The 22,698-nt window shown below is 55.8% G+C and carries 20 protein-coding genes; 4 read left to right on the forward strand and 16 right to left on the reverse strand.

The window, feature by feature from the left end; translation table 11 throughout:
• Positions 1-72: 72 nt before the first annotated feature.
• The 7 genes from SD69_RS03790 to pelA all read right to left on the reverse strand — a co-directional run bounded on the left by SD69_RS03790 (position 73) and on the right by pelA (position 9,736).
• Positions 73-840, reverse strand: coding sequence for a ThuA domain-containing protein (locus tag SD69_RS03790; protein WP_041522150.1), 768 nt, complete (start codon positions 838-840; stop codon positions 73-75).
• Between the two features lie 152 nt (positions 841-992).
• Positions 993-2,477, reverse strand: coding sequence for a 4-hydroxy-3-polyprenylbenzoate decarboxylase (gene ubiD / locus SD69_RS03795; RefSeq protein ID WP_041522151.1), 1,485 nt, complete (start codon positions 2,475-2,477; stop codon positions 993-995).
• A 97-nt stretch (positions 2,478-2,574) separates the two neighbouring features.
• Positions 2,575-3,834: a transcription termination factor Rho gene (gene rho, locus SD69_RS03800; RefSeq protein ID WP_041522152.1), complete on the reverse strand. Its 1,260-nt coding sequence runs from the start codon at positions 3,832-3,834 to the stop codon at positions 2,575-2,577.
• Positions 3,835-4,228: 394 nt separating this feature from the next.
• Positions 4,229-4,558: a thioredoxin TrxA gene (gene trxA / locus SD69_RS03805; protein ID WP_041522153.1), complete on the reverse strand. Its 330-nt coding sequence runs from the start codon at positions 4,556-4,558 to the stop codon at positions 4,229-4,231.
• A 241-nt stretch (positions 4,559-4,799) separates the two neighbouring features.
• Positions 4,800-7,208: a response regulator gene (locus SD69_RS03810; protein WP_041522154.1), complete on the reverse strand. Its 2,409-nt coding sequence runs from the start codon at positions 7,206-7,208 to the stop codon at positions 4,800-4,802.
• Between the two features lie 91 nt (positions 7,209-7,299).
• A complete protein-coding gene (gene hemW, locus SD69_RS03815; protein ID WP_041522155.1) occupies positions 7,300-8,460 on the reverse strand; it encodes a radical SAM family heme chaperone HemW in 1,161 nt (386 codons plus the stop codon).
• Positions 8,461-8,575: 115 nt separating this feature from the next.
• Positions 8,576-9,736: a pectate lyase gene (gene pelA, locus SD69_RS03820; protein WP_052480866.1), complete on the reverse strand. Its 1,161-nt coding sequence runs from the start codon at positions 9,734-9,736 to the stop codon at positions 8,576-8,578.
• Between the two features lie 78 nt (positions 9,737-9,814).
• Here pelA and SD69_RS03825 point away from each other — a divergent pair, with 78 nt between their 5' ends.
• The 3 genes from SD69_RS03825 (at position 9,815) to SD69_RS03835 (ending at position 11,498) form a co-directional block, all read left to right on the forward strand.
• The gene (locus SD69_RS03825; RefSeq protein WP_041522156.1) at positions 9,815-10,279 is read left to right on the forward strand and encodes a nuclear transport factor 2 family protein; all 465 of its coding nucleotides are present in this window, start codon (positions 9,815-9,817) and stop codon (positions 10,277-10,279) included.
• 68 nt (positions 10,280-10,347) lie between these two features.
• Positions 10,348-10,752 carry a winged helix-turn-helix transcriptional regulator gene (locus SD69_RS03830; protein WP_084591477.1) on the forward strand — a complete coding sequence of 135 codons (405 nt, stop codon included), beginning with the start codon at positions 10,348-10,350 and terminating at the stop codon, positions 10,750-10,752.
• A 77-nt stretch (positions 10,753-10,829) separates the two neighbouring features.
• Complete coding sequence (locus tag SD69_RS03835; protein WP_041522157.1) at positions 10,830-11,498, forward strand: FMN-dependent NADH-azoreductase; 669 nt, start codon at positions 10,830-10,832, stop codon at positions 11,496-11,498.
• Positions 11,499-11,566: 68 nt separating this feature from the next.
• Here the strand turns inward: SD69_RS03835 and SD69_RS03840 are convergent, their stop codons facing one another.
• The 9 genes from SD69_RS03840 to SD69_RS03880 form a co-directional block, all read right to left on the reverse strand.
• Entirely contained in the window at positions 11,567-13,960 is a 2,394-nt protein-coding gene (locus SD69_RS03840; protein ID WP_041522158.1) for a TonB-dependent receptor domain-containing protein, read from the reverse strand.
• A gap of 138 nt (positions 13,961-14,098) precedes the next feature.
• Positions 14,099-14,728, reverse strand: coding sequence for an RdgB/HAM1 family non-canonical purine NTP pyrophosphatase (gene rdgB, locus SD69_RS03845; RefSeq protein WP_041522159.1), 630 nt, complete (start codon positions 14,726-14,728; stop codon positions 14,099-14,101).
• Between the two features lie 2 nt (positions 14,729-14,730).
• Positions 14,731-15,240: a DUF4426 domain-containing protein gene (locus SD69_RS03850; RefSeq protein WP_052480867.1), complete on the reverse strand. Its 510-nt coding sequence runs from the start codon at positions 15,238-15,240 to the stop codon at positions 14,731-14,733.
• 21 nt (positions 15,241-15,261) lie between these two features.
• A complete protein-coding gene (gene metW, locus SD69_RS03855; protein ID WP_041522160.1) occupies positions 15,262-15,849 on the reverse strand; it encodes a methionine biosynthesis protein MetW in 588 nt (195 codons plus the stop codon).
• Positions 15,850-15,851: 2 nt separating this feature from the next.
• On the reverse strand, positions 15,852-16,997 hold the full coding sequence (gene metX, locus SD69_RS03860; protein WP_041522161.1) for a homoserine O-succinyltransferase MetX: 1,146 nt from the start codon (positions 16,995-16,997) through the stop codon (positions 15,852-15,854).
• A gap of 102 nt (positions 16,998-17,099) precedes the next feature.
• Positions 17,100-19,088, reverse strand: a complete 1,989-nt coding sequence (locus SD69_RS03865; protein ID WP_041522162.1) for a dynamin family protein — start codon at positions 19,086-19,088, stop codon at positions 17,100-17,102.
• A gap of 157 nt (positions 19,089-19,245) precedes the next feature.
• Positions 19,246-19,836 carry a YggT family protein gene (locus SD69_RS03870; RefSeq protein ID WP_041522163.1) on the reverse strand — a complete coding sequence of 197 codons (591 nt, stop codon included), beginning with the start codon at positions 19,834-19,836 and terminating at the stop codon, positions 19,246-19,248.
• 110 nt (positions 19,837-19,946) lie between these two features.
• Positions 19,947-20,771, reverse strand: coding sequence for a pyrroline-5-carboxylate reductase (gene proC / locus SD69_RS03875; protein WP_157471604.1), 825 nt, complete (start codon positions 20,769-20,771; stop codon positions 19,947-19,949).
• Between the two features lie 9 nt (positions 20,772-20,780).
• Positions 20,781-21,503: a YggS family pyridoxal phosphate-dependent enzyme gene (locus SD69_RS03880; protein WP_041522164.1), complete on the reverse strand. Its 723-nt coding sequence runs from the start codon at positions 21,501-21,503 to the stop codon at positions 20,781-20,783.
• A gap of 109 nt (positions 21,504-21,612) precedes the next feature.
• On the opposite strand from SD69_RS03880, the gene SD69_RS03885 reads away from it, so the two are divergent.
• Positions 21,613-22,647, forward strand: coding sequence for a type IV pilus twitching motility protein PilT (locus SD69_RS03885; protein WP_041522165.1), 1,035 nt, complete (start codon positions 21,613-21,615; stop codon positions 22,645-22,647).
• Positions 22,648-22,698: the final 51 nt, after the last annotated feature.

The following is a 22,698-nucleotide window of genomic DNA, read 5'->3' on the forward strand; positions in this document are numbered from 1 at the left end:
AACTCATACCCGCCGACAAAAAAGCCCGCAAAATGCGGGCTTTTTAAACTCTAAGCGGTTAAATGCGACGCGCTACTTACGCATCCCTTTGCCGGTGGCGGCCCAATATAAACCACCATAAATATGCTCTAAGAACATTTTGTCGCTGTAGGTTGATGGCATGTGGCCAAGCCCTGTGTAAAACGCCCGGCCGCCGTCGTACTCGTGATACCAGGCGATGGGGTGAAAATCGCCCATGCCTTTGCCAGCTACCCGGCCCCAGTCGGCAACGGGGTCGTAGGTGCTCTCATCGATAGAGAGAATATAGTTCAGGCCATCGATGCGTTCTGCGCCAAACTCGTAAAATTCGTCAGTCCAAAGAAAAGTGTCGGGCATACGTTCAACACCTGGGAACGTACGGTCGATAACGTCCACTTCAGCGGTTTGGATGGCTGGGTGAATGTGAAACGTGCGGCCCACCATTTTGGTGTACCAGTCCCAGTCGTATTCGGTATCTGAGGCGCTGTGAATTCCGACAAAGCCTTTGCCCGACTGAATAAAGCGCTCCATGGCGGCTTGCTGGTCATCGTCCAGAATATCGGCGGTGGTATTTAAAAAGACAATGGCGTCGTAATTTTTAAGTTTATCATCGGCAAACACACTGGCCATTTCGTGCCAGTCGAGGCTAAAGTGATGGCGTTCGGCCATCTCTTGCATGGCATCGACACCGGCATTGATGGACTTATGGTGCCAGCCACCGGTTTTGGTAAACAGTAGTACGCTGAATTGTTCGGCAAGTGCCGGCAAGGCAGCAAGGCTGAGGCTGGCTAGCAGTGCCAACCGGGCAGTGAGTTTATACATAGTCTGGGTTCCGCTATTGTTATTGGTAAGTTCTTGGTGTTGAGCTTGATCGCGCGAGTGACTGGGGCGGGCTCAGTGCCCCAGTCACGGCTAACTTACCTTAAACGTCGCCGTCTGGGCTGACAAGCGTCAGCGACGAGCTTAGCAAATTTTTACCCGCTGGCCGGTTTGCTGTCGATGCCGAGCGACTCCCATAGGGCGTCGACGCGCGCTTTTACCGCCTCGTCCATGACGATGGGCTCGCCCCACTCGCGGTCGGTTTCACCGGGCCACTTATTGGTGGCGTCCATACCCATTTTCGAGCCGAGGCCGGATACCGGCGAGGCAAAGTCGAGGTAGTCGATAGGCGTGTTTTCAATGAGGGTGGTATCGCGCGCCGGGTCCATGCGGGTGGTAATGGCCCAAATCACATCCTGCCAGTCACGTGCGTTGACATCGTCATCGGTCACAATCACAAATTTGGTGTACATAAACTGCCGTAAGAAAGACCAGACACCCATCATCACGCGCTTGGCGTGGCCTGGGTACTGCTTCTTCATAGTGACCACAGCCATTCGGTACGAGCAGCCCTCGGGTGGCAGGTAAAAATCCACAATCTCGGGGAACTGTTTTTGCAGCAGCGGAATAAACACTTCGTTGAGTGCCAGCCCCAGTACGGCGGGCTCATCCGGCGGCCGACCGGTATAGGTGCTGTGGTAAATCGGGTCTTTGCGGTGGGTAATGCGGGTGACGGTAAACACCGGAAAGGTGTCCACCTCGTTGTAGTAGCCGGTGTGATCGCCGTAGGGCCCCTCTGACGCCATGTCGTCCGGGGCGATATGGCCCTCTAAAATAAACTCGGCCGAGGCGGGCACTTGCAGCTCGTTGCTGCCGGCTTTGACGACCTCGGTTTTGCTGCCGCGCAACAGCCCGGCAAACGCGTACTCGCTTAAGCTGTCTGGCACCGGGGTAACTGCGCCTAAAATAGTGGCGGGGTCGGCGCCGAGGGCGACGGCTACGGGGAAGGGCTCGCCGGGGTGCTCTTGTTGCCACTCGCGAAAATCCAGCGCGCCACCGCGGTGGCTTAACCAGCGCATAATCAGCCGGTTTTTCGCGATTTTTTGCATGCGGTAGATACCGAGGTTTTGGCGCTCTTTCAGCGGGCCTCGGGTAATAACCAGCGGCCAGGTAATAAGCGGCGCCGCGTCGCCGGGCCAGCAGGTTTGTATCGGCAGTAGGTCTAAGTCGATAGCATCGTCTTCAATCACCACTTCTTGGCAGGGCGCTTTTTTAAGTACCTTGGGGGCCATGTTAAGCACTTGCTTGAAAATCGGCAGCGATTGCCACGCCTCTTTTAAACCTTTGGGGGGCTCGGGCTCTTTTAAAAAAGCCAGCAGTTTACCCACCTCGCGTAGCGCGGCTACTGAGTCTTCCCCCATGCCCAGCGCTACTCGCTCGGGGGTGCCAAACAAATTGCCCAGCACCGGAATCGTGTAGCCTTTAGGGTTTTCAAACAATAGCGCCGGGCCACCGGCGCGCAGGGTGCGGTCGCAAATTTCCGTCATCTCGAGGTTGGGGTCTACTTCGGCGCTGATGCGTTTTAGTTCGCCACGTGCTTCGAGCTGTTGAATAAAATCGCGAAGGTCGCTGTACTTCATGGTAAATCCGGGGTGCGGTTGACGGGAGACGGTGAGCAGAAAGTATAACGAAAAACGGGGAACATTTTACGTTCCCCGTTTGCCGTCAGCCGATCAATTACTTTCTCTTCATTGAGAGGAAGAATTCATCGTTGGTTTTAAAGTCTTTTAGCTTGTCCACTAAAAACTCAGTGGCGGCAACGTCTTCCATGTCGTTGAGTAGGCGACGCAAAATCCACGCGCGTTGCAGCTCATCTTCTTTCATTAGCAGCTCTTCGCGGCGGGTGCCCGAGCGGCGTACGTTGATGGCTGGGTAAATACGCTTCTCGGCAATTTTACGGTCCAGGTGCAACTCGAGGTTACCGGTGCCTTTAAACTCTTCGTAGATCACTTCATCCATCTTCGAGCCGGTATCCACCAGAGCGGTGGCGATAATAGACAGGCTACCACCCTCTTCAATGTTACGCGCGGCACCAAAGAAGCGCTTGGGGCGTTCCAGTGCGTGAGCATCAACACCACCGGTGAGTACTTTACCGGACGATGGAATAACGGTGTTATAAGCGCGGGCCAAACGAGTGATGGAGTCGAGCAGGATGATCACGTCTTTTTTGTGCTCAACCAAGCGCTTGGCGCGCTCGATGACCATATCGGCCACTTGCACGTGACGCGCTGGCGGCTCATCAAAAGTTGAGGCCACCACCTCGCCGCGCACGGAGCGTTGCATCTCGGTAACTTCTTCCGGGCGCTCATCGATCAGCAATACAATCAAATGACACTCAGGGTTGTTGCGCGTGATCGCCTGAGCAATACATTGCATCATGATGGTCTTACCGGCTTTAGGCGGTGCGACAATCAGGCCGCGCTGGCCTTTACCGATAGGGGAGGTTAAGTCGATGATGCGACCGGTTAAATCTTCGGTAGAGCCGTTGCCGGCCTCTAGCACTAGACGCTCATCCGGGAACAGCGGCGTTAAGTTTTCAAATAAGATTTTATTGCGCGAGCTCTCGGGTTTATCAAAGTTAATTTCGTTAACCTTGAGCAGGGCAAAGTAGCGCTCGCCTTCTTTCGGAGGGCGAATCTTGCCGGCAATGGTGTCGCCGGTGCGCAAGTTAAAGCGGCGAATTTGACTGGGCGAGACGTAGATATCGTCGGGGCCTGCCAGGTACGAACTGTCGGCCGAACGCAAAAAGCCAAAGCCGTCTTGCAGAATTTCCAGTACCCCGTCGCCGTAGATGTCTTCGCCGCTTTTGGCGTGGCGTTTTAAGATATTAAAAATAATATCCTGTTTGCGCGATCGAGCGAGGTTTTCCTGGCCCGTTTCGCGGGCGATATCAATCAACTCTTCAATGGGTTTTGCTTTTAAATCGGTAAGGTTCATACAGTTGGACTTAGTTAGTGGTTTGTTGTCTGCAGGGGTTTCGTGCCGAATGGCAGTGAATACAAGCGGCAGACTGCGTTGCTTATCGAGGCACATGAATCTGTTGTGCGTCGGCCAGTGTGGTGCGCTGTTGTTGTTGTATCGCACACGCTGTCAGTCAAATAATACTGTTACACATCATCCGGTCTAGCGGATAACCTACAGAGCTATCGTCTGAAAGTAGGAGAAAGTCGCAGGGAATCTGTGTTTTGCCCAAGATCGTGCGGAATAAGGAGTGCCAAACCGGGCGGGACCTACAATGAGCTGTAACAGGTGATCTGGAGTATAGCGGTAAAAAACGGCAAGTGCAAAAATTAAATTTGGCCACCGCAAAAGCGGTGGCCAAGGTTGTGGTTTACACCACAGATTCGATGAACTCGACCAGCTGCGAGCGCGACAGAGCACCCACTTTGGTGGACTCGGCGTTGCCACCTTTAAACACAATCAAGGTTGGAATGCCGCGAATACCGAACTTGGCCGGGGTTTCTTTGTTGGCATCGACGTCCATTTTGGCAATCTTTAACTTACCTGCGTATTGATCGGCCAGCTCGTCCAGTACCGGAGCAATCATTTTACAGGGGCCGCACCAGGCTGCCCAAAAATCAACCAGTACCGGTACGTCTGATTGCAGTACGTCGGCGTCAAAAGAGTCGTCGGTAACGTGAATAATGGCGTCGTTACTCATAGTCAAATAGTCTCCAAACCCGGATTAGGGTATTTAATTAGCAATACTGAGGTGGCCTGTATCGCTATATGGGGGCGCGAGTGACAATTTAAAGGCGAAGGTTAGCTAAAAACCAGCGGTAAACCCGATCAATAAGCCCGCGCTGCGTGTAATAGAAGCTAAGCATAATAAGGACTGGTTTACGCCTGATCAAGGAGAAAAAAGCTATAGCGGCGATTGTTGTGGCTAATGGATCGCTGTTCTAGGGATTAGCGCTGGTGTGGTTGAGGGGGGTGTCGGGAGCCAGTCCGAGCTTGTCGAGTGCCTGTGTTAAGCTTTTTAGGGTAATGGGTTTGCACAAGAAGTGATCCATGCCGCTGGCAAACACGGCTTCGCGGTGCTCCTCAAGTGCGTGGGCGGTTAAGGCGACAATGGTGGTTGCGGTGTGTGCTTCTGTTTGCTCATAGGCGCGAATGGCGCGGGTCGCTTCAAAGCCATCCATATCGGGCATTTCGCAGTCCATTAAAATTAAATCGAAGGGCTCGCGGCTGCGCTGTACGGCGCGCAGAGCCTCGCGGCCGTTCTCGGTCATCACCGGCTCGATGCCCAGCTTGCCCAGTAATCCCTTGATCACCATACGGTTAACGCTGTTGTCCTCTGCAACCAGAACTTTGAGGTGCACCAGCGCGAGATGGTTGCTAGTGCTATCGCTGATGCCAGCGCTGGGCGGAGGTGTTAAGCCGCTGGCGGTAAAGAGCGTGCGGTAGAGCTGCCGGGGCAGGAGTGGCTTGCGCAGTACCGTATCGACCTTGAGGCGCTCCAATGTATCGCGCGCCAAGGGTTCATCGGAGCCGGTCAGTAAGATTATCGGCAGCTCGGTGAGCTTGGCCTCGCGCCGGATCCAGTCGGTCAGGTGGAGCCCCGACATGACCGGTAACTGCTGACAGAGTATGGCCATGTCAAAAGGCTCGCCGGTTTTAATCATATCGATGGCGGCGCTAGCGCTGGTTACCCGAATGAGCTGTATTTGCCAGGCGGCGCACAGCTTGGCCACAAGTTCAGATAGCGGCTGGCTGTGATCGGCCAGCAGAATGCGTTTGCCCGCCAGCGGCGAGGGATCGCTGGCATTTTTGGCGATAGCGATTTTGGCCGATGGCGCGAAGCGGGCGGTAAACCAAAAGGTGGAGCCTTGCCCCACTTTGCTATCGACACCGAGCTCGCCATGCATTAATTCCGTAAGGCTTTTGCAAATGGCCAGTCCCAGGCCGGTGCCGCCATAGTGCCGGCTGGTGCTACTGTCAGCTTGGCGGAAGGCGTCAAACAAACTTTGCTGAGCGCTTTTGCTGATACCGATGCCGGTGTCGGTGATGGTAAATGTCAGCTTCGGTGCAGCGCTGTTGCTGTCTGCATGGGCGCTTATGTGCAGCGTGATAGCGCCGGTGCTGGTAAATTTAAAGGCGTTGCCAATTAAATTGATAAGGATTTGGCGCAACCGGGTTGGGTCGCCGCGTAGGTAGGTGGGCACTTGGGGCTCAATATAGCCGTATAGCTCGATATGGCGCTTGTTGGCGGTGGCACCAAATAGCGCGATGGTGTCGTCGACGACTAAACCTAAATCAAACTCGACTGTCTCCAGCTGCATTTTACCGGCCTCGATTTTGGAGTAATCGAGAATGTCGTTAATGATCTCCAGTAGGTTTTCGCCTGAGCGGTGAATGACATCCACATAGTGGCGCTGACTGTCGTCGAGGTTGGTGTCCCGCAGCATATCGAGCATGCCTATAACGCCGTTCATCGGCGTGCGAATCTCGTGGCTCATAGTGGCCAGAAACTGGCTCTTGGCGCGGCTGGCGTCTTCCGCGGCGAGCTTTTGCCGGCGGGTTTCGAGTTTCTCTTCTTTCTCGCTCAGTAAGGCAAGCTCAATGGTGCGTCGCTGCTCGATATCCTCCTGCAGTGTTTCGCGCATATGATTGAGAGCGTTGGTGACATTGTCCAGCTCATCGGGTGTGTCACCTGTGGTTTTGCGCTCCAGTATCAATGGGGTAGAGAGCTTGTTAAGGTTAAGTTGTCGGGCATAGCGGGCAATGGTGTCGATATGCCGGGTGAGCAAGGTGTGGATGAGCCATAAGATCAACAGGGAGACCAGCAGGGTTTTGGTGCCCTGAATAAGCGCAATAAACAGCGCGCGCTGCCACAGCTTGTCGTAAATTGTGTTGAGGGTGGCGGTGACTGTGAGCTGCCCAAGATCTTGTGCGGTGGTGGACTCGTCGCGATAAATTAAGTCGTACTGCTTTACCAAAAAGCGGTTGGAGCTTTCGGTAATAATAGCGTCGCTGACCCCGGGTTTGCGGGCCACCAGAGTTTGCGGCTGATCGTTCCAGTCGCGCCAGTCTACCTGGACTTTAACCACGTCGGCCACGTCCAGCACACTGTTGATTTGAATTTGCAGTTGCTCTTGATCAAACCCCCAGAGGCTTTTCGTGATGCTAGCCAGAGTGCTTACCCGCACCTGGTCGAGGCGTTTTTCGAGCGACGAAACGTCGTCGTTAAAATTGGAGTACAACTGTAATGCAATGGCGATTAACGTAATAACCGAGCTGCACAGCAAGATAAGCCCAAGCAAGCGTGTGGCGATGGGGTTGTCGCGTGCGTAGCGGGTAAATGGCAGCATGAGCGCGTGGCAGTACCGGTTAAGTTGCAATGTTAGGACGTTTGCTTAAAGTGTAGCAGGTGGCGCCAAAAGTGCTGTGGGTAAATAGCGATTATTCACTGTAAGCGCCCAGTACGTCATTTAAAAATCGTTGCCCCAGCTCACTGGCGGCAATCCGTTGTTGGCTTGGCGTTACCAACCCGCGCTCGTGCAATTGCTGCCATTGGGGCTCCAGGGCACTTAGCTTGAGGCCGGTACGGCGGCCAAAATAATCGCTCGGGCAGCCGTCACTAAGGCGCAGAGCGTTGAGTAAAAATTCCAGCGGCAGCATCGCGGCGGTTAGCTCTTCCCGGCCGGCGGCGTAAGGGTTAGCCAAACGCGCCGGCGAGTGGGGGGCGGCCAAGTAGCGCTCGGGCTGGCGCGTCTTCCACTGACGGAATATCAGCTTTTGCTCGGGCTGGGTAATTTTACCGTGGGCCCCGGCGCCGATGCCTAAGTAGTCGCCAAACTGCCAGTAGTTTAGGTTGTGGCGCGATTGCGGCCCCCGGGCGTAAGCCGATACTTCATAGCGGGAAAATCCCGCGCCAACCAGCCGCTCGTGGCCGGCATCCTGAATGTCGGCGAGGGTGTCTTCTACTGGCAGGGTGGGAGGCTTGTTGTAGAACACGGTGTTGGGTTCGATGGTGAGCTGATACCAGCTGAGGTGCTCGGGGTCAAAGCTGAGTGCGGTATCGAGGTCGGCCATGGCGGCCGCGTGGCTTTGGCCCGGCAAGCCGTGCATTAAATCTAAATTGAGATTATCAAACCCGGCGCGCCGGGCGGTATCGACGGCTTTTAGTGCCGCTTTGCTGTCGTGAATACGTCCCAGTGCCGTCAGTTGCTCGTTGGCAAAGCTCTGAATGCCAATCGACAATCGGTTGACTCCAGCGGCGCGAAAGCCGAGGAATTTTTCCTGCTCAAAGGTGCCGGGGTTTGCCTCAAGGGTAATTTCAATGTCGTCGCTAAAGCCCAAGGTACGCTCGGCGTGATCGAGTATTTGGCCGATCGCTTGCGCCGAGAATAAGCTGGGGGTGCCGCCGCCAAAAAAGATGCTGCTGATGTTGCGGCCTTGGGCTAATGCAGCGTCGGCGTTTAAGTCCTGCTGCAATGCGGCAACATACGCTTGCTCGGGTAAGTCGGCCTGGCTCTGGTGGGAGTTAAAGTCGCAGTAAGGGCACTTGCGTACGCACCAGGGGATGTGAATATAAAGCGACAGCGGCGGAAGTGTGAGCACAGAGCGTTACCGGGTTGAGAGATTACGCGGCTATTATCGCACGGCAGGCGCGAGACGCATAAAGCAGCGCGACAAATAGCCATCGCGCTAAAGCGCCCGCGCGCTCTTTTGCTCTTTAAGGCAAGTGTTGCTCCCGCCATTTGGGGAAGTGTTTTAATACGTCTTTGGGGTTGTTAGTGTACCAGGCGTAGCCATCGCGGCGCTCTTGGGAGATTGCCATAACGTCATAGTGTACAGAGCCGTCCCGGTCGCCCACTACGGGCCTGTTACTGCCAATCTCACAAAACCGCCCCCAAAGTGGGCCGGCGCCGTCTTTACTCACCAGTGCGTTGTGACCATCTTGGTCTTTCTGCCACGAGTAACCGTAAATGCGATTGGCAACAAACCAGTCGTGAGCGGCGACAATTGCTTGTTTTAACGAGGCGCTGGGGGTTTCCAGGCTCATTAAAAACTCCACCAGATCGGCGCTTTCAGCGGTGGCCAGGGCAACCGGTTCAAACTTGCGAGCGTTAATCGGTGCTAAGGTTTCGGCGTCGTGTTGCGCGCCCCAGATGGTGCGCTTGCCCTCCACGATAACCTGAGTATCCAGCACGGCCTGAATCCCCTGATTCAAACTGTGTTGTGCCTGGGAGGCTAGCTCCGGCGAGATAAATTGCAATGGCGCGCGCCGGTTGGCGGCTGACTCAATCACCTGCAGTAACTTTCCCATGGCTTCGTCGTTATAGGTGATGTAATCGTGATAGCCGCCGGTGAGTGGGAAGTTCTGCGGCCAGCCGCCTGCGGGATATTGCGCTTTGATAATCAGCGCTATCGCCTGCTCTACCGACTGAGCGTAGAGGGGCTCCGGCTGTGCGCTGTAGGTACGCGCTAAAAACCAGATTTGCGTGGTGGTGGCGCCGTTATCGAAGGTGGGAATATAGTGCTCTTCTACCCCTAGCATTTGCCCCGGCTGGCGCGGGGCGTGGCCCATGTCGGTGCGCTTTGACCAGCCGCCAGAGGGGGTTTGGTAGCTGAGAATGATATCCGCGATACGCCGGGCCTCGGCGCTGTGAAAAAACTCATCCGGCGCGTTTGGGTCAAAGCCAAACCGCTTGGTGGCCGGGGCCGGCAGGGCCTGTTCGCGGCCAGCGGCTGTTAGCTCTTGGGCAAAAGCGTGTTGATCGGCGAGCGCTAACGATTGCGACAAAGCGCGGTACTCTGGCAACGATTGCCCGGTAGCCGCAAGTATTGGCAGGGGGCTACACAGTAGTAGCGAAAGAGCGATAAGGCGGTGCATAGCAAACTCCGGGTGATCTTATTGTGGCGACAGTATAATATGGTCAGACCAATTATCAATAATGGTCAGGCAGAAAGTATGTTTGTATTCGTAAAGCGGGCCGCGCTGCTAGCGTGCGCTCTGTTGATAAACCCCGTGTTGGCCTCGGCCGACTGTCTTGAGCCGAAGGCGCTGCAAGCGCTGGATTACCGCTATGAGCAGGCCTTGCGTACTGCCGACCGGGAGTTTTTACAGCATTTGTTGCGGCCGGATTTTGTCTGGGTGCACAATCTTGCGGTGGCGCACGAGAGCAAAGCCGAGTTGCTGAGTCGCTTAGGGGCCAATTACCAACGGCCAAAATCGCGCGAGCCGAGCGAGGTAGTGGTGCTTCGTGCCGGCGATACCGCGGTGATTCACGGTTTGTCGACGGTGGATAAGTTTACCGATGGGCCGCGCCACGCGAACCGCTATCGGTTTATGCGGACTTATGTGCTGCACGACGGTGATTGCTACTTGCTGGCGGGGCAAACCATGAAAGTGTGGAGTACCGAGTCAGAATACTAGCGGCGTAATTGTCGCGCGAGTATACGGCGGCTATGATGCAGACTCTGCCACGCTTACGGATATCTGTTATGAATGATTCACCGGTTTCGGGTACATCGGCCGAGGTGCTGGATAGCCATCGCAAATACATTGGCCAGCTGGAGAAAGAGTGCCCCGTGCGCGCGGCCATTAACGTGCTGCGCGGGCGCTGGAAGCCCTCCATACTGTGCGAAATTGCCAAGGGCCCTCAACGCTATTCCGATGTGCGCAAAGCTTTGCCGCAAGTGTCGGCACAAACCATGACGGTTCAGCTGCGCGAGCTGGAAGCCGATGGGCTAATAACCCGCGAGGTCTTTGCCGAGGTGCCGGCTCGGGTGGAGTACCAACTTACGCCGCTGGCGGAATCTTTATCGGAGGTGATGGTTGAGCTGGAGGCTTGGGGGGAGCGCTATCTGGCCGAGCGCGCCCAAAGCCCGTCACAAAAACCTGACTAACGCCAAAAACTGGTTCTGGATCGGTCTAAAACTCCTGTGACACAGTGCGCACCACACTGACTTCACAGGAGAGACCCGTGGCAAATTTACTGATTCTTCACGCGAGCGGCCGCATCAACCGCTCCGTTACCCGCGCGCTGACGGCGCAATTTCGCGATCAATGGCAAGTGCGCTTCCCCGGTGGTTGTATCACCGAACGTGATTTGGTGGCCGAGCCCTGCTCGTTTGTGAATGAGCCCTGGATTGCGGCGGCGTTTACCGATCCGGCACATCGAACGGCCGACATGCAGCAGGCGTTGGCGTTAAGTGACGTTTTGATCGACGAGCTAATGGCGGCCGACCATGTGGTGATTGGTGCGCCTTTGTATAACTTTGGCTTGCCCGCCGCACTGAAAGCTTACATCGATCAGATTGTTCGCGTAGGCCGCACTTTTACGTTTGATGCTGAGCAAGAAAACCCCTATACGCCACAATTGCCGGGAACGCCTTTGACGGTCATTACCAGTGCGGGCGATGGCGCTTTACTGCCTGGGGGTGAGTTATACGAGCTTAATTGTCTGGAGCCTAATCTCAAAACGCTGGCGTCTTTTATCGGCCTGGCGGAACCGGTTTTTATCCGGGTGGGGTACGAAGAGTATCAAGATGGCAGGCATCTAAGCTCTAAGGCGCGAGCGGCACGGGAGCTGGCCGATTACGTGGCTCGCTTGGGCGCTGATGAGACGGCGGTTGTGGGTGAAGCCAGCTAGATAGGATTGGCCGGCACCTAAAAAACGCCCCGGGCGGAGCGTTTTTTAGGTGCGTGGATTACAGGGTATTAAAAGCTCACTTGCAGGCTAACCCAGTAATTGCGGCCGGCGTCTTTCACGTTATAGTCGTCGCTAAAGATAACTTCGCTTACCGCTCCGCGACCTGTGGCCAGGGTGTAAATGCCATCGCCGTCCAGATCAATGTACTCGGTGGAGTAAGAGGTAAAGTCTTCATCCAGCAAGTTGTTAACGCGGCCGAACACGGTGACGTTGTCGGTGATCTCCCAGGTTAGGCCCAGGTGGAACAGATCGTAGTTTTCGTAATACTGCGGCTTGTCCAGCACGGTATCCCAGTCGCGGTAGCGATCTGAGCGCAACTCCGCCTGCAGCATCATGCTCAGCTGCGGCAAGATGGCCCAGTTGAGCGAGGCGTTGGCCATATGCTCGGCGGTGTTGGTCAGCGGTTGGCCCTCTTGCGGGCCACTTTTTTGCTCGCTGTCGGTCCAGGTGTAGTTGGCATTAAACGACCAGTCTTCGCTGATCAGATAGCGGCCAGCCACTTCCACCCCCTGGATATCGACATCATCAATATTGATGTTCTGGCTGTAAGTGTCGTACCCCAGGGCGTCGTAGGCCCCGAGGTTAACGCAAGGGCGAGCGCCCCCGGTGATTTCACAGCTGTAGATGGTGTCGCCGCGGGCAATTTTGTCTTCGAACTTGGTGTTGAAGTAGGTGGCGTTAAAGTTGTGGCCATTATCGGAGGTCCAGTAAGCGGCGATCTCGCTGTTAACACTGGTCTCAGGCTGCAAATCCGGGTTGCCGGCAAATGGCGAGGTGCCCTGGCCGCCAAAGCCGGTGATGCCATCGTATAAGTCGGTGGTCTCTGGGGTTTTATAACCGGTGGCCACACCGCCTTTAACGGTCCAGTTGTCGCTGATGGTGTACACCCCATACAGGCGCGGAGATATTTGGCTGCCAAACACATCGTGCTCGTCGTAGCGGATACCGGCGGTTAGGGTAAAAGGGGTGACCATGGTCCAGCTGTCTTCGACAAACAGCGAGTACATTTTTTGCTCTTGCACCGCACCTGGTTGGTTGCTCTCCATACCAAACACGCCGTCTTCCAGCTCGCCGTCAATGATCTGACCGCCGATGACCAGCATATGGCTGCCGAGCGCTTGCAGCGGGATATCGACCCGGGCGTCCAGCGTGTACTGGCTGCTGTCCAGCGGGCGGTCCGGACGTGGCAGGAAGGTATCTTCGGCTAAATTGCGGCGCTCGTCTTCGCTCATGCCAGCATAGGCGCCCGCGCCATCGTACATTTCTTGTAATAGCAGGCGCTCATCCACGGTCAGTGGCAGGGTGCGGCCGTCGTTTTGGGTGTCGACATAAGACAGCGATAAATAACTCGTACCAAAGCCCCAGGTGCCGTCGTGGCTTAACGACCACCACTCGCGGTTAAACTCCTGATCGGCAGCGTAGCCGGCGCGGGGGTTAACCTGCCCGCGGCTGTCTTGCCACAGAGCGGTAATATTGTCTTTGGTGCCCAGTGGGTACGACAGTTCGCCGGTATCGGGGTTGGTAAACGGCGTGTTGTCGTACACCTGCTCCGAGTAGTCGTAGTCAAAGCGCAGAGTGTTATTGCTGTTTGGGGTGTAGGTCAGGGTCGCGCCGTATTCCGAGGTTTCGCTGTCGACGGTGCGGCCGCCGCTGCCAAAGCCGAGGCTGCGGTAATGCACATCACCGTTAGGGTCTACCGCCGGCTCAAATTGTGGCGACGAGGCATCCGTCTCGTAGAGGCTGCCGCGTACCCCGAGCGCCAAGGTGTTGGCAATCAGCGGCCCAGAGGCTGAGAAGTCTGCCTGAGTGGCATCGCCGAAATCGCTGTCTTCCTGAAAGGTACCGGCTAAATTGACGGTGCCGTGCCAGCGGTCGGTCACTTTTTTGGTGATGATGTTAATAACACCGCCCAAGGCGTCGGCGCCATACAGGGTAGAGGCGGGGCCACGAATCACTTCGATACGCTCGATCGCCTCGGCCGGTGGCATGTGGCCAAACGCATTGCCGCCAAAGTTGTTGGGGTAAATGTCGCCGTGGTTATTTTGGCGTTTGCCATCAATCAGGTACAGGGTGTACTCGCCGGTTAAGCCCCGCATGCTGACGCTGCCTTGTCCGGTTTTGTCGCGGGTGGTACCGATATCGATACCTTCCTGGTACTTCAGCATATCCAGCAGGTTAACGTGGGGGCGGGTGAGGATTTCGGTTTGGTCGATCAGCGAGATACTGGCCGGTGCGTCGGTTAGCTTTTGCTCAAAGCCCGAGGCGGTAATCACCATTTCTTCGACGATGCGTTGATCTTTTTCCGTCTCGGTGGCGGCGCCCGCCTGAACCGCAGCGAATAAAGCGCTCGTGCTGACAGCGCCTAGTAATAATGTACGACCGAGTACTTCTGAATGTGACAAAACTAATCCCCCAAGGATTTGCTATTAATAATAAGGGTGAGAATTATTAACATTTGCAGGTGCGAATGCAAGCCCTAAATAATACCGCCACCTTAAAGTTTGCTGGCGGTATTGTTTGAGTAAGTGTCGGGGGCGGGTTTAGCGAGTCGTTGCAGTGGGTGCGGCGAGCTGCTCGAGCAGTGCCTGTAACGCTTTGGCGCGGTGACTGATGCGGGATTTTTCATCTTTACTGAGCTCGGCCGCGGCGCATTGGTGAGTGGGCACGTAAAATAGCGGGTCGTACCCGAAGCCGCCGTCACCGGCCGGCGCCGTTAAAATGCGCCCTCCCCAGCTGCCCTGACAAATGAGGGGGGTTGGGTCGCGGCTGTGGCGCATGTACACGAGCACGCACTGGTAGCGAGCGCCGCGCTCGGCCTCGGGAGTGTTAATCAGCGCTTGCAGCAACTTTTGGTTGTTGCTTTCGTTGCTGGCACCCTCGCCGGAAAATCGCGCCGAGTAAATGCCGGGGGCGCCATTGAGGGCGTCTACCTCGATGCCAGAGTCATCGGCCAGCGCGGGCAGGCCGGTGGCGTCACACGCATTGCGGGCTTTGATAATAGCGTTTTCGACAAAACTCAGGCCGGTCTCATCGGCGTCGGTTACGTTAAATTCTGACTGGGGGCGCACATCGAGTCCGACGCCCGCCAGTAATTGCTGAAACTCTTTAAGTTTGCCGGGGTTGGAGCTGGCAAGCACGATTTTGTTTGGCGCCTGTGTGGTGGCTGACACGGTTATTCGGCCTCCTTGAAGTAGAGTTTACGGCTAAATTTGACGCGTAAAGGCTGTATGCCGGTTTGCTCCGCATCGGTAGGAGTAACGTTAAGCGTGAAGTTATACACCTCTTCATTACTGTGCTTGAGTGGTGCCAGGTAATAGGTGGCATCGCCTTCGTTAATCTCGTCGAACTCCAGTACTCGCTGCTGCTGCAACAGGTTGCTGGCGGTGCCGGTGACGTTGGCGGGTAGGCCCAGGCTGGTTTTTCCTCGCTTAGTTTGAGTGACACTGACATTGACGAGCACTTGATTGCGGGCGCGGGTAATACCGTAGATCTCGGCTACCTCGGGGGTTACAAAGGCGCTGTTAAAGGTGCTGAAGTGAACCGTGTAATCGCCAAAGGTTTGTTCGCGATAATTGGGGTCTAATACGGTGGCGTCGGGGATATCGGCGGCCGTGCTGATATTACTTGCCAGTAAAAAGCTGATGGCAATCACTGCGCGGGCGAGAGTTTGTAGGGCTGTCATAAACCAAGCTCCGAAGGGCGTTTATTTGCTGAGGTGATAAATCGCGGTCTCGCCAAATAAATTGGGGTTAAAGCTGCCCAGTGTTTGGCTGGTGCGCTCGTTAACCACCTGGCGGTTAAGCACATTGATGTGTTTTTCATGGCACAGCACTTCAAAATCTTTAAAGGTACAGAAGTGGATGTTGGGGGTGTTGTACCACTCGTAAGGCAACAAATCGGATACCGGCATACGGCCGCGAAACGCTAAGTGAAAACGCGCTTTGTAGTGGCCGAAATTGGGAAAGGTAATAATGCACTCTTTGCCCACGCGCAGCATTTCATCCAGCACTTTGTGCGGGAAATACATGGTTTGTAGGGCTTGAGTCATCAACACGGTATCAAAGCTTTTGTCGGCAAAGTTGCCCAAGCCCCGATCGAGGTTTTGATTGATAACGTTGACGCCGCGGCCGATACAGGCTTCGATTTGCTCGGGGTCGATCTCCAGGCCGTAGCCTTTGACCTGCTTGCTGTCGGTGAGGTATTTCAGCAAGGTGCCATCACCACAGCCTAAGTCGAGCACTCGGCTGCCTTCGCCAATCCACTGCTGTAGGTGGTTAAAGTCGATGCGCATGCTTACTCCGTGGCGATTCGGGCCATGTACTGGCGAAAGGTTTGCTCGTAGTGTTCGTTGGGCAACAAAAAGGCGTCGTGGCCGTAGGGCGAATCGATCTCGGTATAGCTGACCGATTTATCGGCGGCGATCAAGGCGTCGACAATCTCACGCGAGCGCTCCATGGGAAAGCGCCAGTCGGTATTAAACGAGGCGACATAAAATTTACACTGAGCGCGGCGAAAGGCCCCGGCCGGATCGTCATTGTATTCGCGGGCCAAATCAAAATAATCCAGTGCCCGGGTCATTAAAATATAGGTGTTGGCGTCAAACTTATCCGAGAAAGTGTCGCCCTGGTAGCGCAGATAACTCTCAACCTGAAACTCGACTAAATCGTCCAGTCCCTGCTCAAAGCTGCCGCTGCGCAGCTCGCGGCCAAACTTTTCGCCCATCACATGATCGGACAGGTAAGTGATATGGCCGATCATGCGAGCCACCGCCAAGCCGCTTTTCGGGTAGGTATCGTGCGCAAGATAATCGCCGTTGTGGTAATTGGGGTCGCTCATAATCGCTTGGCGCGCGGTCTCGTTAAAAGCGATATTTTGCGCGCTGAGTTTCATGGCTGAGGCGATAACTACACAGTGGCGCACCCGGTTGGGGTACTCCAGCGCCCAGCGCATGGCCTGCATACCACCTAAACTACCGCCGACCACAGCGGCCCATTGGCGAATACCGAGGTAATCGGCCAGGCGCGCCTGCGAGTGTACCCAGTCGCGCACACGCAAGGTGGGGAAGCGTGCCCCCCAGGGCTTTCCGGTCTCCGGTTCGATCGAGCGCGGCCCGGTCGAGCCGCTACAGCCGCCTAAGTTGTTGAGGCACACCACGTAAAAACGATTGGTGTCGATGGCTTTTCCTGGGCCGATGTAGTGGTTCCACCAGCCGGGTTTGCGGTCGGATTCACTGTGGTAACCGGCGGCGTGATGGTCGCCCGATAGCGCGTGGCATATAAGCACGGCGTTGCTGCCCTCGGCATTGAGTGTGCCGTAGGTTTCGTAAACCAACTCAAAGCTATCTAGGTTACGGCCGCAGGCCAGGGTCAATGGCTCTTGCAGCACAGCAGTGCGCGGCGTAACCAGGCCCACCGAGTCCGGTGGTAAAGGTGTCGTCATGGTGCTTGTTGTCTCACAGTGCCGGCGTTAGCGGCAAAAGCGCAAGTCTAAAGTCGTGTCGGCACGCCTGCAAGGGCTATCGCCAGCAAGCGGCCGCAGGCTTTAAATGACTTGGGCCTTCCGGGCTGACTGCAGCGAGACGACTTCGGCGCTCTCGTGGCTGGTGGGCCTCGGGGCGGTGGTGATTTCGGTAAACAGTGGCGCCAGGTCCGTGCGGGCGTGGCTGAGCTGGGCCAGGCTGGACTCCAGCGCTTGCAGCTGTTCCGTGCGGCTGTGGCTTTTGTTACGCAGCTCACCTAAACGCAGCATGTGGTGCTCGAGCAGCTGCTTTTGGTAGTGGTTGTGATGGGTGAGGGGCGCTAGAGCCTCGGCCAGCCAGTGATCGACACTTTGGTTAAGCTCGTTAAATAAGCCTTTCACCTCTTTGACGAGGGTTGCGACAAAACGCTTGATCAAGACCTTTTTGCTGGTAAGCACGCTGTTCAGCGAGCGCCGAAAGCGGTCGGCGTTTTGTTGCAGAGCGCGCAACTTGCGCCGTTGTCGGGTAATGTTTAGGCGGTGCTGGCTGGCCAGCGAGCCCGAGTCCAGCGCGTATTCAGGCCGCTCGTAGATGGACGTCATCACTTGATTGGCGCGTTCGATCTCGCGCAGCAGGTGGTTAATGCTGGTATCCACATCGTCAAAAAAGCCGCCGATGGCGCGCGATAAGCCTACAGTCGTCCAACTTTGTTCCATGGCGTCGTGGGTTTCGGTGATTAGTCTATCTAGGTTGCCCGGCGCGATGGGGGCGAGCAGTGCGGTGCGCTGGTTGTCCAGCATACGCTGACTGGTGCGCAGCGAAAGCGCCTGCTTGTGGTAGCGATGGTGCGCAACGCGAATTTTTTCTCGCTGCTGGTTTAGGGTTTGTTGCTGGTGCTGGTCGTCGGTGCCGCGCAGTGTTTGCAGCTCTTGCTCGGCCTCTTCGATGCGCCTGGTTAGGCTGTTATAGGTGCTAACCACCATTTCCAGGCTATTGCTGACAACCCTATGGCCAATAATTTGCTGCTGTGAGCGGATAATACATTCGCCCAAACGCTGCTCTAATTGCGGAAAGTTGCTGCGCAGCAGGGCGCTGCTGCGTTTGCAGGTTTTGGCTACCAGCGCCTGTTTGGCCGATAGCGGCAGCACGTGCTCGGGTGCCAATTGCAGTTGTCGAGCGGTTTGTAGACGCACCGCCTCAATATTAGCGGCTACTTGCCCGGGTGGGGTGAGTTCGTCCCATAGGGTGTCGATTTTATTTAACAGCGCCAACACCGCGGTGCAGTTTTCATCCCGCAACCCGGCAATGTGATTACGCCATATGGCCATATCGCTGGCGCTGACGCCGCTGTCGGCGGCCAGCAAAAATAAAACGGCCTGCGCTTCTGGCAGTGTTTTTAGGGTCAGTTCAGGCTCATTACCCAAGGCGTTCAAGCCGGGGGTATCGACAATACGCAGCCCCTCTTTTAACAGCGGGTGCTTAAGGTTAATCAGCGCGTGGCGCCAGGTGGGTACTTGTACCAGGCCGGTTTTTTCGTCCGGCTCCAGGTCGGCGGCGTTAAAGCCAAGCTTAACGGCCTCGGCGCGGCTGACGAGTTTATTGGCCGATACCTGAGCAATGGCCTCAGCTACGGCTTCCGGCTCATTCGGATCAAACTCGAGCGTAAACCAGTTTTGCGGAATGCGCTTAAAGCTCTGCAGGCTGGCGGCGCTGCGGCGTGTTTCGATAGGCAGTAAGCGCACACAATTGGCAGCTTGTGTGGCATCGTAAAAAATCTCAGTGGGGCACATGGTGGTGCGGCCTGCCTGAGAAGGCAGTAAGCGTGGCTGGCCATCGGTGTACAGCAGAGCATTGATCAGCTCGGTTTTACCGCGGGAGAATTCGCCAACACAGGCAAGGGTAAAGTGCTCGCCCTTGAGTAAGGTGCGAGCGCGCTGCAGTGAGCGCAAGGCGTCGCGGCTGACCAGCTTATGCTTGTCGCTCCACTGGGTAAACGCCACCAGGCGCCGATCGAGTTGTTGCTTCCATGCGTTGTACTGCGCCATTTGGCGGTGGAGTGCTTTTATATCCATAGTGCGCCTGCCGTATCCCGTCCCATTTTGCCTGTTAATTGTCGTTATAGGTAAAGTTTAGTAATAAAAAGGCAGGCTTATTAAAGCGCAAAAGCCCCGCCACCGCCAGTAGCAGTGAATAAGGGGCGATAGTCGGGGGATTTGGCGGTATTGGCGGTTAGAAACCGATCATCAGGCCTCGTGGCGCACCCATAAACTGGGCGATAGCGGGAATCACGAATTGATTGATGAGGTTGAGCGCCAGCATTAAAAAGATGGGGGAGATATCGATGGGCCCAAGCGGCGGAATGATTTTGCGAAAGGGCGCCATGACCGGCTCGATCAGCTGTCGCAGTAGCGCCAACGCCGGGTTGTGGCTAAAGGGCGCTACCCAGCTGGCGATGATGTAAATGATCATGCCCCAAAAATAAATGCTGGAGAGCATGGCCAATATGCCGACGACCGACCAGGCCAGTAGCATCAGCGGATTAAAAAAGCCGTAGCCGGCCATCATTAAAATTAGCTGCAGGACGATCCACTGCACGATAAGTGCGAGTACCAGGCAGGCGAGGTCGATACCAAACAAGCCTGGAATGATCCGCCGCAGTGGCAGCAACAACGGATTGGTGGCTTTGCTGATGCCCTGTGAAATGGGGTTGTAAAAATCAGCGCGTGATAGCTGCAGCAAAAACCGCAGCAACACCACCATTAGGTAGAGCGAGCCGAGTGTTTTAATCAGGTAAATGGCCATTTGTGCCATGGTTTGCATGGGGTATCCTCGTAGTGCGCTTAACAGTTGTCGTCGTGTTGGGGTCGCTCGTTATTATGCCTGATCACTCGCGTAGATGCGCAGTGGCTCGAGCTTTTTGGCCTGCACGGTTACGACTTGTCGGCCAACTCCTGAGCCAGAGACTTGGACCGCGCGGCGCACTCGCTCATTGCCTTGGCCACTTGCTGGCGCAGGCCGGCCTCTTCAAAGCTGTGAATGGCGCGCTCAGTGGTGCCACCCGGGGACATAACGCGGCGCTTGAGCTCGTCTACCGGAGCATCCGCCTGATTTGCCAGCGTTGCTGCCCCGAGGGCGGTTTGCAGCGTAAGAGTGCGCGCCGATTCGGGGGTGAGCCCAAGCTGCACGCCGGCCTCAATCATGGCCTCCATAAACAAAAAGTAGTAGGCGGGCCCCGAGCCTGACACGGCTGTAACCGCGTGGATTAGCGCTTCATCTTCTACCCAGATAAACAGGCCGGCAGCGCCGGCCAGTTGTTCGGAAAACTCGCGCTCAGCATCGCTTACCTGGGCGTTGGCGTATAAGCCGCTGGCGCCAACGCCTACCTGTGATGGAGTGTTGGGCATACTGCGGACAATGGCACGGTGGCCGCCGAGCCATTGATTAATGTCGTTGCAGCCAATACCCGCCGCCACTGAGACGATTAACTGTTGTTGTAACGATGGCTGAATACTACGGCACAGGTCGGCCAGCATTTGCGGTTTAACCGCCAGTACGACTACATCGGCCCATTGAATGGCGGCGTGGTTGTCGGTGCCTACCTTAATGCCCAGGCGTTGGCTGGCGCTTTGGGCTGACTCGTCCGAGCGGGTGGTGGCGCGGATCGCCTCGGTGGGGTAGCCCTTGTTAAGTAGGCCGCTAATAATGGCGCCGGCCATATTGCCTGCGCCGATAAAGACGATGTTCTTGTGATTCACGGTAACTCCTTATAATGAACGAGCGTTGGCCGCTGCCGCGTTTGGGCGCGGGCCAAAAATATCGGTGCCAATACGCACGGTAGTTGCGCCTTCGGCGATGGCCGCTTCAAGGTCGGCGGACATGCCCATGGACAATGTGTCCAGGGGGCAGTTTGGGTGCGATTGGCGCAGCTGCTTGAGAGCGGCGGCTACTTGGGCAAAACTACGTCGGCTGTCCTCAGGGTTGCTTGCCGGTGCCGGAATTGCCATTAGCCCACGCAGAGCAAGATTAGGCAACTGCGCTACTTGCCCGGCAAGCGTTGTTAACTCGTTTAGAGTGACGCCCGCTTTACTGGGTTCGTTATCGATGTTGAGCTGCAGGCAGATGTTAAGTGGGCCTAATTCGGCCGGGCGCTGATCGTTTAATCGCCGAGCAATTTTGAGCCGCTCGACGCTGTGTACCCAGCTGAAGTGTGTGGCAATCGCGCGGGTTTTGTTGGACTGGATGGGCCCGATAAAATGCCACTCGATGTCATTGAGCGCTGTTAATTCCTGTTGCTTGTCCAACGCCTCTTGCAGATAGTTCTCGCCAAAACGACGCGCGCCGGCGTTGTAGGCCTCACGCAAACGCTCGGCCGGTTGCGTTTTACTAACGGCTAGCAGGCTAATGTCGGCCGCATTGCGCTGCGCGGATTGGGCCGCGCGCATAATGCGGGCGGTGACATCGGCGAGCTTCTCGTCTATCTTGTGCATTTGGGCCTCGGGTCTGTGCCATCGTGCCAATTGCGAATTTAGCCTTTGACGGCGCCGCCGCAGCACAATAGCATGACTGAAAACTGACAAAAATTAAGGGTTTTGCTGTATGGATATCACGGAGCTTCTCGCCTTTAGCGCCAAGCAGGGCGCCTCGGATTTGCACCTTTCGGCGGGTTTGCCGCCTATGATTCGCGTCGACGGGGACGTGCGCCGAATCAACCTGCCGCCAATGGAGCACAAGCAGGTGCATAGTTTGATCTACGAGATCATGAATGACAAGCAGCGCAAAGATTACGAAGAGTTTTTAGAAACTGACTTTTCGTTTGAGGTGCCAGGGGTTGCGCGCTTTCGGGTTAACGCCTTTAACCAAAACCGCGGCTCAGGCGCGGTGTTTCGGACCATTCCGTCAAAAGTACTGACCATGGAAGAGCTGGGCATGGGGCAGGTGTTCCGTGATATTTGCGCGGTGCCGCGCGGTTTAGTGCTGGTAACCGGGCCTACCGGCTCGGGTAAGTCGACCACTTTGGCGGCGATGATGGATTACCTGAATGACAATAAGTACGAGCATATTTTGACCATTGAGGATCCCATCGAATTTGTCCACGAGAGTAAAAAGTGCTTGGTCAACCAGCGTGAGGTGCACCGCGATACTCACGGCTTTTCTGAGGCGCTGCGCTCGGCTCTGCGGGAAGACCCGGATATTATTCTGGTGGGTGAGCTGCGGGATTTGGAAACGATCCGGCTGGCGCTTACCGCCGCTGAAACAGGCCACTTAGTGTTTGGCACCTTGCACACCACCAGTGCGGCAAAAACCATCGACCGGGTGGTCGACGTATTCCCCGCCAACGAAAAAGCTATGGTGCGTTCGATGCTGTCGGAGTCATTGCAGGCGGTTATCTCGCAAACCCTGTTGAAGAAAAACGGTGGTGGCCGGGTGGCGGCGCACGAGATTATGCGCGGCACCTCGGCGATTCGTAACTTGATTCGCGAAGATAAAGTCGCGCAGATGTACTCGGCTATTCAGACCGGGGCATCGGTGGGTATGCAGACGATGGATCAGTGTTTAGAAGATATGGTGGCGCGCCGGGTTATCAGCCGCGAAGTGGCGCGCGAAAAAGCGAAAATGCCTGAAAACTTTTAATAGTATCGGCGCACATTGCGCCGCTCTGGTATAAGAATTTTAAAAAGACGG

This window comes from Gilvimarinus agarilyticus, assembly GCF_000832015.1.
GTDB classification, from domain to species: domain Bacteria; phylum Pseudomonadota; class Gammaproteobacteria; order Pseudomonadales; family Cellvibrionaceae; genus Gilvimarinus; species Gilvimarinus agarilyticus.

Coding starts and splice junctions, on each gene's coding strand:
- SD69_RS03790 (WP_041522150.1), bottom strand. CDS start 840: ATGTATAAACTCACTGCCCGGTTGGCACTGCTAGCCAGCCTCAGCCTT.
- ubiD (WP_041522151.1), bottom strand. CDS start 2,477: ATGAAGTACAGCGACCTTCGCGATTTTATTCAACAGCTCGAAGCACGT.
- rho (WP_041522152.1), bottom strand. CDS start 3,834: ATGAACCTTACCGATTTAAAAGCAAAACCCATTGAAGAGTTGATTGAT.
- trxA (WP_041522153.1), bottom strand. CDS start 4,558: ATGAGTAACGACGCCATTATTCACGTTACCGACGACTCTTTTGACGCC.
- SD69_RS03810 (WP_041522154.1), bottom strand. CDS start 7,208: ATGCTGCCATTTACCCGCTACGCACGCGACAACCCCATCGCCACACGC.
- pelA (WP_052480866.1), bottom strand. CDS start 9,736: ATGCACCGCCTTATCGCTCTTTCGCTACTACTGTGTAGCCCCCTGCCA.
- SD69_RS03825 (WP_041522156.1), top strand. CDS start 9,815: ATGTTTGTATTCGTAAAGCGGGCCGCGCTGCTAGCGTGCGCTCTGTTG.
- SD69_RS03830 (WP_084591477.1), top strand. CDS start 10,348: ATGAATGATTCACCGGTTTCGGGTACATCGGCCGAGGTGCTGGATAGC.
- SD69_RS03850 (WP_052480867.1), bottom strand. CDS start 15,240: ATGACAGCCCTACAAACTCTCGCCCGCGCAGTGATTGCCATCAGCTTT.
- metW (WP_041522160.1), bottom strand. CDS start 15,849: ATGCGCATCGACTTTAACCACCTACAGCAGTGGATTGGCGAAGGCAGC.
- metX (WP_041522161.1), bottom strand. CDS start 16,997: ATGACGACACCTTTACCACCGGACTCGGTGGGCCTGGTTACGCCGCGC.
- SD69_RS03865 (WP_041522162.1), bottom strand. CDS start 19,088: ATGGATATAAAAGCACTCCACCGCCAAATGGCGCAGTACAACGCATGG.
- SD69_RS03870 (WP_041522163.1), bottom strand. CDS start 19,836: ATGCAAACCATGGCACAAATGGCCATTTACCTGATTAAAACACTCGGC.
- SD69_RS03880 (WP_041522164.1), bottom strand. CDS start 21,503: ATGCACAAGATAGACGAGAAGCTCGCCGATGTCACCGCCCGCATTATG.
- SD69_RS03885 (WP_041522165.1), top strand. CDS start 21,613: ATGGATATCACGGAGCTTCTCGCCTTTAGCGCCAAGCAGGGCGCCTCG.